Raw genomic sequence first — 12,898 nt, 5'->3', positions numbered from 1 at the left:
CTAGATAATTCATATTTTTATAACTCGAAGACTCCTTGCTTTCTGGTTTAAAATTCATCGAGCGAAATCTTCATTTCCGATTTCGAATAATTCCAAAACTGCCGACTTCATACTCTGATACCCAGAAATGAGAGAAAGCTATGAAGATTTATAGAGCAGTTTGCTCTACAGCGTGATTGGATAAAACAGGCGATTTGGTGAAAGCTTCTAAAGCACATTAAGGCAACGAGCATTTGTGTAATCAGAGCTAATGGCGACGTGGTGCTGTGTCACTTATGTTGGCAACTTAGGAGCAGATATGGTTGTTCTCTCCCGAATTTGACGTTGAAGCTCCCACCGCGAGCGGATAGGTTGGGCTCCGTCTTTGGAGCCCACAGATCGTTTGTTTTCTGGTCGATAGATGTCGCTACCCAACTGTACACTCAAAGTTCATATATTACTTGAATTCAAGTGTATTACCACTGGGATCTTTTATAAGAAACTTGCCTGACTCATCTTCAGCGTCTTCGTTTTTTATAAGGCTATTTGCTACAAACTCTATATCATTTGATTTACAAACTTCTAATACGGACAGCCATTCCTCTTTGCTTAGAATTGGTCCAAAATGGTCAATTTGGTAGGCCGGCATTTTGTCGGAAGCTTGATGAATTGTAATTTGATGGCCGTAAAATAAAATGTCGAACCAGGTGGAATTGTCACGACCTATAGGGCAACCCAAAATTTCTAAGTAAAAGCGCTTCGCTTCCTCTTTGTCGGGAACCACGAAAGAGAGATGAAATGGATTCAACATAAGTTTCACCTTGTTGTTCGTAAACGTGGGTAAGTCTTAGGTACAACGTCTCTATAACCATTCCTAAATGGGATGATTTTTTGGTATCTACGTAAAATTGATAGTACGCAGAGATTAGGTTAATAGCTTGGTAATGGAATTTAAACATTAATGGAAAAGTACTTTGCTTCCCATACCATACCTTTTTCTATATAGAATTTGTGAGCTTGCTAGCGTTGGACACCAGAAACAAGGCGAACTTGATTGCAGCCTTCAACTTTTGCTTGCTCCAAAATCCAGTCAAAAAGCTTTCCGCCAAAACCACTCAATCTTTTCTCTGCTGAGGTTATAAGACCTTCAATTTCTATTGTCACCCACGGTTAGTTGATTGATAGATTAGCACTTTGATTCTTCCATATGAGCTGATTCACAAGCTCAAACAGTTCAAAGATATGCACTTTCCTTGGGAGCTAATTCTAGACCAAATGGAGGGTCAATTGCAGCCTAGATTCCCACAATAACCGATTCACTTAGCGGTAGTGAAGGAAGCTAGCAGTAGTCAGCTATGCTCCCAGCCAAAAAAACCAGGAATTCCGTGGGAATTATATCAGCTCGCTGTATCTGATTGAGCGGCACCAGATTAGTGTCGTCAATTGATAGGAGTGCTAGTTCCAAACCGTTACTTTATATCTCAATTACTCTACAATCCCACCCCTAGCGAGTTCAATCGATGTGCGTATATTTCGATTTGGGTTCGCTTTCTGAGATACACTTAGAAAATTTATAATTTCACCCTTTGAGTGAAGTGAATTTTTAGGGGTTGTCGCATAAAAAAACCAAATCCCTAAAGGGTATAAAAATAACGCCATTACTATTCCTAGGGACCCTCTGATCAACGAAGCATTTTTCCAGAATTAAGCTGAGCTGCTTGAAAAATTCACTTTATTACGCACAAACGCGTAATTTGCGCGTAATAGTCCACTAATTTTTCATCTGAAACCCTCAATAGGTGGATTTCAGGCGAACCACCCCTAGGCAGCCAAGTATTTTCTCCCTATTATTAAGTTGGTAAAGCCTGCCAGTAAGCACAGCCTCTCAGTATTTTTTACCAGTCCCCGATAGCGGACCTTGTCATAACCAAATACCCGTTTGATGTAGCGGAAGGGGTGCTCGACCTTCGCTCTTATCTGCGCCTTGATCTTTTCCGCTTTACGAAGTGCATCACGCCCTGGAAGAGTTTTTAGCTTGCTCGGCTTCATTGCTATATACCAATCCGCCTCCCGCTCTTTCAACTCTTCACGTTTCTCCGCACCAATGTACCCAGAGTCTCCCCAGATTCTTTTCTCCTCCCCGTGGAGAACTCGCTCTGTAGTTGTGACATCATGCGAATTCGCTGCTGTTGTATCTATGCTATGTATTACTCCGAGCACATCATCAACCCCGATATGCATTTTCATTCCAAAATGCCACTGATTGCCTTTCTTTGTTTGATGCATTTCTGGATCACGTTTTTTCTTTTTATTCTTGGTTGAAGTTGGCGCAGAGATAATAGTGGCATCTACAATCGTACCTTCACGCAGTACCATGCCATTCTCAGCAAGATGCTTGTTGATTTCATCAAAAAGAGCTGCACCTAGCTGATTGAGCTCCAGTAAGTGGCGAAAGTTAAGAATCGTTGTTTCATCGGGAATTGGGCCGCTCAAAGTCAATCCAGCAAAACTACGCATGGATTCAATTTCATACAGTGCATCCTCCATAGCGGGATCACTGAGATTATAAAATAGCTGCATGCAATGAATACGGAGCATGACACTCAATGGATATGGCTGTCGGCCACGTTTGCCTTGTGGATAGCAAGGAGTGATCTGAGCTTCTAGTCGCTGCCATGGGATGAGGGCTTCCATTTGAGAAAGAAACTTCTCTCGGCGAGTTATACGGCGCTTTAGCTTATATTCTGCTTCGGCAAAGGTGACTTGGTGCATAATTCATCGTAGTCTTGATGGGTAGGTGAATATTACCAATATTGGCTTGGAATTATTCAGAGGTTCCCTAGTAGGATGGTTACCTAAAATCCTCAGTAATACATTAAAAATACTAAGAAATTTTGGCTCTAAGAAGTAAGGGGCTTATGGTAAGTGGTAGCACTGGTAATCTATTTTTCTGAGTTCCTTCGAGTGAGCTTAATAAAAGCACCAGGATAAATGGTTTGTTTTGTGAATAACTCAGATTATTCAAAGCATAAAGTTAAAAATATAGGCACAAAAATAATCTTATAGGATTTTATTAAGTTTGTTTTAGTGTCAAAGCTGCGTAAAATCAATGGATACTTATTGGTATTTTGGTCGGCGTTGAGCTGCCTTTTAAAATGTCAGCTACCAAAGAAGTTTAACCAAGTCAATAATTTTCTAAGAATCAGCCCGTCAAAGGAGAGCGGTATTGTGACGTAAAAGCAAGTAAAAGGCGCTGACCCGAGGTGGTGGAACACCAGGGGCCAGCTAACCAAATTGATAAGCAGACTATCAAAATGGCTATATGGATCATACGCTAGAAACCCGCTCGTCTTCAATAAACTGGAGTATATTGAGCAGTTTGGAGAGGTTCTCCAAGCTCTGGGAGCGTAGTGCCCGCCTTTTCTTCTTCTATGCCTACCGTTCTCGTGCACCACCTCATATTTCCTCAAAAAATTACTTACAAAGCCTTCCATTAAGGGTGGCCTACAAATGGTTTGAGTCTTAGAGGAAACAAATATGTTGATCTTAAAGCGCCGGACGGGTCAAAATTTAAGGATTGGAGCAAATGTCTCAATTACCGTATTGGAAGTTAAAGGTAATCAAGTGAAGATAAGCATACTTGCTCCCAAATCCCTGCCTGTTCACCGTGAAGAAATATATATACGTGCACAAAAGGAGCGGGCACTTGGAAGAGGAGATCGTTGATAGCCCCGCTGTGGCTACAGATTTCCCAAAGCATCCATATCAAAACCATGGCGGCAAAGGTTTTGATATAGGGTGCCTTTGCTAGCGCCTCCTATTTGCTGGATGTAATCAATGGGTTAGTGTTGAACTCACCTACCAATAAGCCATAGGTGCCCAATTTGTGGACGCCCAAGATTGTTCCAACTCAAATGAAGAGCTGCTCGACAGTAATGTTGAGTAGAGATTTATTGCTGATTGGGAGCTGCCCATCTCTAACCCGCACTATGGGTGGTGTGGGGGCCGGTAGCTAAAAACTACCGGCTATGTGATCTAGGTTCTGGGCCCATTGTATCTTGACTCATTAATAGACCAGATTACACCTGCCAAGAGAAACCCAACAGCCAAACTACCTATTACTGACCAAAATGTATCCATAGTGAGAATGGGTTGGTTATAGATCATCTGCCTTGATAGAAACCCATTAACAAATAGTAAACAACCGCCCCCAAATAGACCTCTAGTTAAAGTAAAATGAAACGACCCTTTAGATCGAATCTTTTTCCATCTTTCATCAGGCTTCATTATTGATCCGTATATTGTCGGTGCTTAACGCCTTTAGCATAGGCCGAAGGAAGTAAGGTCCTGCCCAGTTACTTTTTTGGCTTGCCGATGCTGGCTAAACTTGTTATGACTTTACTGGCCATATAACAGTCTCGTTGTCCGGCTCAAATAGATAGCTACACTGCATTTCTGCAAGGTAATTGTAATCAAACCAAAACATTATACCTAAACCATCATGAATTAAGCATTTATGATCTGGAAGCTCTTCGGAAGACCAGTCTTCTAGTTTTGCTATCTCTCCAGTATGTTTAGCTATTAACCTTGAAATTTCTTTGATTCCTAAACCGAATAGTTGCTGTTCAAATAATGAATATCCGGCCCCCATAACTGTTATTGTACCTAAGCGAAAGTTATCACTATCATTGAAGATAAATGTTAAGTTTCTATGCGAATACCATAATTCTCTATGCCAATCACCTTTGCCTTCAACATACTCGGATTCCTCAACTCGATCTGGCTTGCCCAAGAAAGAAATGACTTCTTTCTCTATCATGCCGTACCTAATTTTACCTATTCCAATACCCGGTAATATATTCATTTTCTATGGGTCATAACGCCTTTTTATGAGAACCTATGCATTAGGCTGTCCAAGTCGGAGGCGACAACACAAGCTTGTTAAGCATTGTGTAGGCCGAAAAACAAAGTATATGGAATTTCTATAGCCAACACCGTAACCGGAACCCATACTGAATACTTTAGTGATTTTTTTGCTGAATAGCCTAGAATCTTCTTTAAATAGATAAATGGAATAATAAAATATAAGGAATAGGCCGATAAAATAATGATCTCCGAAAAAGCATTTCCTATGACTACTAAGCTGATTATGAATATAAGAATCATAGGTACAAAAACGAAGGTAAAAGCAACCCACCAGTCAATATTTGGATCACTACTTTGTGACTTGTTTCTGTCAATTAGCTTGTAGATGCCTATCAATATCAAAGCAATTATTGCAGCCTGTAACATCTTCCCACCTATTTATACTTAAAACACTTCAATCAACTGATGCGTTAGCGGACGGTTGGATTGATTTGTTAATGTTTTCTAATTCTATTTTAAAAGTGCTTACTTTTTTCTCTAGCTCTTTCCTAATTCTCCTCTTGCCTTCAAGACAGTAGTCCACCATTAAATCAGATATTCTAACGAGTTTACCTGTTTTGCTCTCTGGCGAAGGTGACCATACCTTACCAGCGTAATTCAAGTTTCCAAATATTTTTGCTGAGAAGTGGTAAGTTTGGCCGTCTGCTCCCATAGAAAAATCTCGTGGATACCTTGTTTCATACAGCATTTCTTGCCAAACATACTGAATTTTATCTGCTAACTCTTGACGAATTTCTTTTTTACATCTTATTCGTGGAATTTCTTGGGGAGATTTAGGGTATTTGGACTCTAGTTCTTTAAGCCCTGCTTCATCTTTAACGAATTCACCCTCATCATTCATAACCTTCACAGAACCTTCTTCCATCAAAGGCATCATTTGGTATCCCCATAATTGCATTTTGGGGGACTCAAAAAATATATAATTTTCTTTATCATTTTGCTTTATACCCAAGACGTATTCAGGAGAAAAGGAAGGGAATCCAATAAGCCTTACTATTACATCTTCTTCATATGCTGAACCAAGATAACTTAAGACAAGATGCGTATATCCGCCAAAGAACTCTCTCGAAAATTGAGAGTCCTCAGGTTCAAGGTGTTCACTTGCGAAAGCAGTACTACTTATGAACCATATAATAAAAATTCTTAATTTCACTCTATGCTCCTATTGTGTGTGGTCTTGCTCACATAAAGAAAATTGTCATTCTGTTGTGCTTTGTTAGCACTGTTACCTACCGATTCTAATTTAATAGAATACTGGAATAATTGTTACTCTTTTCACCGGGCCAGTTTTAATTTCTGACTCGATATCCCCCGATTCTGACTCGATCCAGAAAGTAGCTAAACTTCCACTCCTTTTAGCTTTCAACACGTACGATTTTCCAGCCTCTGCCAATAGCTCAGTATTTGACTCAAGGACATAGTGAAATGGGGTTTGAAAACCTATTTTTTGCGCTGTGGTTTTTTCTGGTGTAAATACAACTTTTACCCCAATATCTCTCCGTCCTGGCGCAACTGGAAAGATTGCCTCAATTGGCGCCGTCCATGGTCCGGGATGAAGTTTTTTTCCATCGATTGAAGCAAAAATGAGCGAAACACCGCCATCTGTTTTTTCTCGGCTATTTATGAGTACACCGTTTTCGGTTCTATCAATTACCTTGTTACTAGAGCATCCACAAAGAACAAGTAACACCAGTAAAAGTAATGTCGTTTTCATTGGTTGTCCCAAATTAGTGCTAACGAAAGTGCAGGAAAACTCAGCCCGCTTTTCGTGTTTTCTTTTTATGTGAAAAATAGCCTACTTATCAGTGAAGGCTAAATCAGAATTCAAGTAGAATCACCATTTATGGTTGATATTCGATCCTGCCTGAGGAGGCAAAGACATACATTAGTTTTCTACAGTCTGAACGCCACAAACAATGATAAGGCTGTCCGCTTAATTGATATTGTTAAACATTTACTGCAATAGTTTCCTGGCTATATCTGCTGGCATTTCTCGACCTTCTTTTGATTTCAATATTTTCTTTATTGTTTTAAGGAGCTTCGTGCCAAATGTTTTATACCATATGCCTTTGAGGTAGACCTTTAGATCTGATTAACCTTTATCAATCACTCTTTGTCTTTCCTTTGTGCCTTCAGAGATATTTCCAAACGAGATTCAAGTTCAGCTACTTTTTCATGTGGCTCGTCCAGTCTTGACTTTAAATGACCCTCTTCACTTGGCTCAAAGTATGATTCTTAGTCTTTAGTATTTTCGTCGATCCTGCTCTGAAAATTTTCGGTTAGCTTATCGATAGTTGATCTTACACTGGCTCTAGAAGTTACAAGATCATCTCTAATACTAGAAACCCAGTCGCTCACCCGGATCATCGCGGAATTTATATCATCATGTATCCGTGATTCTTGATTCATATATTCTCCGGGCCTCTTAATAGTTCTATAAACCTCCTATTACTACTCTGATCGGTAGCAGTCAATGCTGAGTCTATTGTTCCACCAGAATGAGTTTCATCTAATACAAAATTGTACCTAGTAGAGGTTTAAAAGTTAACTTCGCCAATGTAGATGAATCATCAGGAAATTGAGTATCAAAGTCTTCTAAACAGGAATCACCATACTCTAGGTAATCGAGTATTTGAGTGATTATCGGATTTCTTAACTTTGGCATACTGTAGATACTTCCTTTAGTGTTTAGCGCCCAGAGCACGGGCGGCCGAGGTGAAGCATAGGCCATCCAGTCCGGGTAATTTGCGGGCGACCGTGCTGCTGTTTGTTATGTTTTTTCACACTTTGCTCTTTCTAGTAAAGCAAACACTTCATTTGCGATCTTTGCTAACTGGGTGTTTAGCTTATTCACCTTATCCTCATCTTCGGCTGCATATTCTGTGAGCAGTAAATCGTCAATATCACAAGTTGGCGCATATTTAATCCAAAGATCTTCTAAAAAGCTAAAGTCGTTACTCTCTATTTTTTTTATTGCCTTTAGCGCTTCAAGTTCCCATGCAGAAATACCGCGAGACCGAAAGTAACTAGCGGCTTCAAACAATGCGATCTTAAGTTCTTCTTCAACCATGATTCAAAATATAATGCCTTGCTCAGCTGATGCCTAAATGGAGCCGCTTTGTGCTAGCGTAGCGTATAGCATAAAGCGTGCGGAGTGTAGGCTGTCGAATGCAGCAACTTGGTACGCCCAGCATGGGCGTGAACTAATGAGGTGGAAGCCTCCTGTATGAGGATCACCGTTTAATGGGTTCCATTAAATGCTAACTACTAGCGAATGGCAACTGCGGACCGTGAGGTTTTGTGGGAGGAAGTCGCTATCAAATCTACGAACTGACGAACAGAAAGATCCTAAAAGGCTGAGCCTGGAGGCGGGGGATAAAGGACACCGAAGCCAGATGATCTAGCGGGCAGAGTCAATGATGTAGTTGTGTATATAAAGTTAACGTCCTTATCTGGAGAGATCTGTTTAGCTTGCTGCTATGAAGCTGTCAGCGTGGCTGCTGACTCATAAGTAGGCCCAACCCGCTAGCCGCCATCGCGGGGATAGAAAAAAGTGGTGGAACACGGCAGCGTCTCGGTCAGAAATGAATAGAGTGATTAAATAGAAGTCAGCTGACGGCATAGTAGCCAAGTGCCAAGATTTATACCTTGAACAGAGTGAAGGCCTGAACCTAAACTCCACGAATTAAAAGACCGGATTTGCCTACCGATATGCTTTCAGTCAGATAAAGTTGAGGTTGGGCACTGTCATGGCACTCAACTTAGATGAGTATCTGCTCGACGCTATCGTTGGGTAGAGATTCAGCGGATAGGGAACCGGCCATTGCGGACCGGCACGATGGGTAGCGTGGGGCAGGTAGCTAGAAACTACCGGCTACCCGATTTAACTGTATGCCACAAAATATTTAAATATTATTTGTATCGTTTACGGTTTCTTCAAGCATCTCTGAAAATTCTTTGGGCTTGGCCCGATAAATCACATGATCACCATTAAATGTACGAATTGTCCATTTCCGCTCTACTGCCCGATGCCAAGAAGGATCTTTAGCTCTATCAGCTTTCGACACCCCCTCAGGAATAAAAGCTACATAAGTGACATTGAGTTTTTTTGCCAGAGGATTCTTATACGATACAGGTTCCGTAAGTGTTTTTAATGGCTGCGTAACATCTCGTGGAAATTCGGAATTAACATCAATCCATGAGAAGTGAACTTGATCATTTACCACTTTATGTTCCGCAGGTATTGGCTGCCCCTCCATCATTGACATGCCATCCTCAGGTACTTTCGCGTCTAAAAATGTAACATGATGAATTCGCTCTGGAATACGATCGATAACTCCGGTGATTACCATGCCACCATAGCTATGACCTACAAGTACCACATTTTTCAATTTTTCAAAAATAATCAGGTTAACGATATCGTTGATATGTGTGGTTAAGTTAATATCAGGAGAGGAAAGATGATGCCTCTCACCTAACCCCGTCAGTGTTGGCCTGTAGACGGTATGACCTTTAGCGCTAAGTTGCTTACCAACCTCTTTCCAGTCCCATCCTCCGCCTGTAGCACCATGTACCAAAACAAAGGTGTGATAATCTTTTTTTGTATCAACTTCTTCAGCAATAGTTTCAAATGTCGTAAATATTAAGAATATTACTAATGAGAATATAGTTTTCAATGAAATTCCTCTTTTTGTATTTTTGACTTTCCACTTGCAAGTAAAATTGCTAATAAAGCAGTTAATGCCTCAAGCTGCGGAGCGGAGCGTCCGATAGGCTTGACTTGGTACGCTCGCCCAGCATGGGAGTGAACTAATGGGGTGAAAGCCCCATATAGGAAGATCACCACTTAATGGGCTCTATTAAATGCTAACTACTAGCGAATGGCAACTGTAACACCATGAGGTCTTGTAGGGAGGAAGTCGCTAGCAAGACTATGAGCTGACGAACAGAAAAATCATATAAGGCTTAGCCTGGAGGGGAGGCGGCCAAGGACACCGAAGCCGCGTGATCTAACCGGCAGAGTAAATTATGCAGTTGTTAAGTGAAAGTTTACGTTCTTATCTGGAGAGATCAGTTTAGCTTGCTGCTATGAAGCTGTCAGCGTGGCCGCTGACTCATAAGTAGGCCCAACCCGCTAGCCACCATTGCGAACTGGCACGATATGTGGTGTGGGGGCCGGTAGCTAAAACTACCGGCTACCCGATTTATGCGCCTGTCCCTGCCTAATCACAGCGACATCTGTGTGGTTACCAAATAGGGCTTATTTACGATTAGCCCACGGAGATTTATTTTCAAAAGTTGAGATATACAGATCCTCGACTTTATCTCGTGCCCACTGGGTTTTGCGTAAAAACTTGAGCGAAGACTTAATTGATGGGTCGCTCTTAAAGCAATTGATATTGATCCTATCTGCCAAACCATCCCAGCCATAATGCTCCTGCAAACGTGTAACAACTTTCTCAAGAGTAATACCGTGTAGCGGATTATTTGGTTGATCTTTACTCATTTTTCAATTAATACTCTATGTTTAATGACGCATAATACCGTGAACATGGGCTGATGAAGCTGGCACGTAATCGCAAATAATTTTAGGTGATAGGTTTGCCAGTCCTTTCTAAAAACTTCTTATGTGTTTAAAGCCCTTTAATAATTATAATTGATATGCTAATAAGTGTGGATATAAGTAATATAGTGATACATTGTTTGAGTCTTTGATTACTTCGTTTTGTTAACCTTTGAGTAAAGGTGGTATCTGTTTCTATAGCATCTTTTAATAGAATATTTGAGCTAGATTGCAATAGTTCACCTATCTTTTCAGCTTCCTCTGGGCTCATTTCAGCCTTCGATGATATTTCAGATATCCTCTGGTGAATCGATGAAAGCTCATTGTATTCAGCCTTGTTGATTTTACCTGACTGAAAAAACTCTTCCTGCTTTTCTCTCAGTGTAGTTACATCCACGATTCTTCCTTACGTATAACACCTTGCACAGGTGCCGCTGGAATGGAGCCGCTTTATGCTAGCGTAGCGTACAGCACAAAGCGAACGGAGTATAGGTGGTGGGATTCAGCAACTTGTTAAGAGCTTACTGGGACCAGTAACCCAATATATGGTATTTGCCAGATTCTTCAGGTTTTATACGAATGCCGAGAGCTCTAAAGCCAGGGCAGGTAAAGAGCATGATTGCTAGCGCTACCATCACCTATTGGTTGTTTGGCATCACCTTCGAGAATGCTGAGGGTGCATAACGAGCTAATGCTTTGCCGCTTGTTGAATTCTGACTTTGTGCTGTTTCCGACGTGAACAAAGCTATCTGTACTCCCTGACTCCAATAGAGATCTGACTGCTGTTGAAAGTGCCTGATATGATAAGGCACTAGAAGATAGAGCAGTCAAAATTAATGCTGCGATTATTTTCATAACTTTTACGCCTTATACACAGGCGAGTGGAACGACGTGTAGCGAGTCCAGCCTGTATCCTATGTGGGCGATTGTGCCACAATTTGCAAGTACTATTTAACAGCATTGATCTGAACTACCGTGACATTAGCAATGCGACCACCGCGCCACCAAGTCCCTTTTGTACCAATCTTAAGTCTTTTATGGTGATACTCACGGCGATCTTCACTTAATATCCACATATTGGCAAAGCCTTCATTAGGAATATTACCTGGAGTAGTATCTCTTATGACTCTGCCATCTTCATCAAGAATTTCTGGCCAGATCATGTGTATACCTTCAACTTGCGGATCATCCCCGTTATATAGAAAATCCACTCTCATTCCTTGTCCCGGCTTGGCATTTTTATTCTCTTCAGATAAGTCTATCATGTACCTGACTACAAAATCCGGCTTTCTTCCAGATCTTTCTTCATAAGGTATATGTGCTTTCATATATTGTGTTAACGCGAAGTTGTGGGGCGCCATAGGCGTCCCTGGCAGTTTGCTGCCGAACGCCGACGTCTTGTTATGCCCACTGGTTTTATTGCATGAATGTGATTCGCACAGCGTTCAATGTTAAGGCTAATAATGGAATGTTTGATAGAGCAAATATTAAAAACCTGATTTCAATTTTGTTGAAAGTTGCTTGCACAATACTATGAATTACTCGAATACCGACATATGTCCATGCCAGAATAAAATTTATGCCATCTCCTGCGCCAAGGACTGCAAGTGATATTGCCAAAGCATAGAAAATAGTTGGTTGCTCCATGAGATGATTATAATTATCAGCTTTCCAACGAACATGGGGAGGCAGGGTTGACATTTGCTCTCCGCGAGGAGCATTCGGATCAAGCTTTAATTTAGCTTTCTTCACTGCAGGCAATCGTGTTGCGTACATCCACAACCACATAACCATTGACCAAGCTATCAAGGCAATTACAGGCTGAATTATTTGGGCACTTTCAATCATCCGTTGATTCCTTTTTATTATTTACTGATGTTAGAGAGCCGAACGCGGGATAACGGCTACAAAAATGGGCTGTTGGAGCATCGCGTAGGCCATCCTGTGAAGGGCCAAAGTCCCGCAGTAATGTGTCTGTGATTGTTAAGCACTTATCTCATTGGCCTCCACCATACTCTGGCGAGGAGCTATGTCCCACAATGCCGGTAACGCTCCAAGAACAAAGCCACAAAATAGCGTTTGAATTTGTACAGGCCAAAATGCAAGCTTCACTCCTACACCGTAAATTGCATATGAATTCAAGGTAACATCTAGCACCATAACTATGGCAGCGAAAATTAAGCCAGCTCTCAATTTAGCTATAAGCAAAACCACCACAAGGAGATCAATTACAGACAATGCAGTCCAGAACACATTAAAACCGAATGGCGCGAAGGTATATGGAAAAGGGCCACCATATACGATATCTGCTACGTGATTAATGCATCCGATCATAAAGCATGCAGCAATCACATAAATATATATTTTTTTTAACCGTGGCACAGATATTTCTCTGTATGCTTAACGTCCAGCAACCAATAGAAGCGATTG

The 12,898-nt window shown here is 41.2% G+C and carries 13 protein-coding genes; 1 reads left to right on the top strand and 12 read right to left on the bottom strand.

Annotated features, from left to right (window positions below):
* Positions 1–436: 436 nt before the first annotated feature.
* Positions 437–790, bottom strand: coding sequence for a VOC family protein (locus ACJJIN_RS11575; RefSeq protein ID WP_444898174.1), 354 nt, complete (start codon positions 788–790; stop codon positions 437–439).
* 1,010 nt (positions 791–1,800) lie between these two features.
* Positions 1,801–2,751 carry an IS5 family transposase gene (locus tag ACJJIN_RS11570; protein WP_444895065.1) on the bottom strand — a complete coding sequence of 317 codons (951 nt, stop codon included), beginning with the start codon at positions 2,749–2,751 and terminating at the stop codon, positions 1,801–1,803.
* Between the two features lie 765 nt (positions 2,752–3,516).
* Here ACJJIN_RS11570 and csrA point away from each other — a divergent pair.
* A complete protein-coding gene (gene csrA, locus ACJJIN_RS11565; RefSeq protein ID WP_444898173.1) occupies positions 3,517–3,705 on the top strand; it encodes a carbon storage regulator CsrA in 189 nt (62 codons plus the stop codon).
* Between the two features lie 664 nt (positions 3,706–4,369).
* Here csrA and ACJJIN_RS11560 read toward each other — a convergent pair.
* The 10 genes from ACJJIN_RS11560 to ACJJIN_RS11515 form a co-directional block, all read right to left on the bottom strand.
* A complete protein-coding gene (locus ACJJIN_RS11560; protein ID WP_444898172.1) occupies positions 4,370–4,843 on the bottom strand; it encodes a hypothetical protein in 474 nt (157 codons plus the stop codon).
* A 456-nt stretch (positions 4,844–5,299) separates the two neighbouring features.
* Positions 5,300–6,058, bottom strand: a complete 759-nt coding sequence (locus ACJJIN_RS11555; protein ID WP_444898171.1) for a hypothetical protein — start codon at positions 6,056–6,058, stop codon at positions 5,300–5,302.
* 90 nt (positions 6,059–6,148) lie between these two features.
* The gene (locus ACJJIN_RS11550; RefSeq protein WP_444898170.1) at positions 6,149–6,619 is read right to left on the bottom strand and encodes a hypothetical protein; all 471 of its coding nucleotides are present in this window, start codon (positions 6,617–6,619) and stop codon (positions 6,149–6,151) included.
* Positions 6,620–7,675: 1,056 nt separating this feature from the next.
* Entirely contained in the window at positions 7,676–7,975 is a 300-nt protein-coding gene (locus ACJJIN_RS11545; RefSeq protein ID WP_444898169.1) for a hypothetical protein, read from the bottom strand.
* A gap of 835 nt (positions 7,976–8,810) precedes the next feature.
* Positions 8,811–9,581, bottom strand: coding sequence for an alpha/beta hydrolase (locus tag ACJJIN_RS11540; RefSeq protein WP_444898168.1), 771 nt, complete (start codon positions 9,579–9,581; stop codon positions 8,811–8,813).
* Positions 9,582–10,165: 584 nt separating this feature from the next.
* Entirely contained in the window at positions 10,166–10,411 is a 246-nt protein-coding gene (locus tag ACJJIN_RS11535) for a VF530 family protein (RefSeq protein ID WP_444898167.1), read from the bottom strand.
* A 127-nt stretch (positions 10,412–10,538) separates the two neighbouring features.
* Positions 10,539–10,865 (bottom strand): hypothetical protein, encoded by a 327-nt coding sequence (locus ACJJIN_RS11530; protein ID WP_444898166.1) that lies wholly within the window; start codon positions 10,863–10,865, stop codon positions 10,539–10,541.
* 550 nt (positions 10,866–11,415) lie between these two features.
* Complete coding sequence (locus ACJJIN_RS11525; protein ID WP_444898165.1) at positions 11,416–11,796, bottom strand: hypothetical protein; 381 nt, start codon at positions 11,794–11,796, stop codon at positions 11,416–11,418.
* A gap of 88 nt (positions 11,797–11,884) precedes the next feature.
* Positions 11,885–12,316, bottom strand: a complete 432-nt coding sequence (locus ACJJIN_RS11520) for an MAPEG family protein (RefSeq protein WP_444898164.1) — start codon at positions 12,314–12,316, stop codon at positions 11,885–11,887.
* Between the two features lie 135 nt (positions 12,317–12,451).
* Positions 12,452–12,850 carry a hypothetical protein gene (locus ACJJIN_RS11515; RefSeq protein ID WP_444898163.1) on the bottom strand — a complete coding sequence of 133 codons (399 nt, stop codon included), beginning with the start codon at positions 12,848–12,850 and terminating at the stop codon, positions 12,452–12,454.
* Positions 12,851–12,898 lie beyond the last annotated feature (48 nt).

It is taken from the genome of Microbulbifer maximicatervae (SeqCode) (assembly GCF_052467505.1).
The sequence above is the reverse complement of the archived record's forward strand: the minus strand, read 5'-3'. Positions and strand labels throughout refer to the sequence as shown.

Excerpts from the sequence above, each read along its gene's own strand:
- ACJJIN_RS11575 (WP_444898174.1), bottom strand. The coding sequence starts at position 790 with ATGTTGAATCCATTTCATCTCTCTTTCGTGGTTCCCGACAAAGAGGAA.
- ACJJIN_RS11570 (WP_444895065.1), bottom strand. The coding sequence starts at position 2,751 with ATGCACCAAGTCACCTTTGCCGAAGCAGAATATAAGCTAAAGCGCCGT.
- csrA (WP_444898173.1), top strand. The coding sequence starts at position 3,517 with ATGTTGATCTTAAAGCGCCGGACGGGTCAAAATTTAAGGATTGGAGCA.
- ACJJIN_RS11560 (WP_444898172.1), bottom strand. The coding sequence starts at position 4,843 with ATGAATATATTACCGGGTATTGGAATAGGTAAAATTAGGTACGGCATG.
- ACJJIN_RS11550 (WP_444898170.1), bottom strand. The coding sequence starts at position 6,619 with ATGAAAACGACATTACTTTTACTGGTGTTACTTGTTCTTTGTGGATGC.
- ACJJIN_RS11545 (WP_444898169.1), bottom strand. The coding sequence starts at position 7,975 with ATGGTTGAAGAAGAACTTAAGATCGCATTGTTTGAAGCCGCTAGTTAC.
- ACJJIN_RS11535 (WP_444898167.1), bottom strand. The coding sequence starts at position 10,411 with ATGAGTAAAGATCAACCAAATAATCCGCTACACGGTATTACTCTTGAG.
- ACJJIN_RS11525 (WP_444898165.1), bottom strand. The coding sequence starts at position 11,796 with ATGAAAGCACATATACCTTATGAAGAAAGATCTGGAAGAAAGCCGGAT.
- ACJJIN_RS11520 (WP_444898164.1), bottom strand. The coding sequence starts at position 12,316 with ATGATTGAAAGTGCCCAAATAATTCAGCCTGTAATTGCCTTGATAGCT.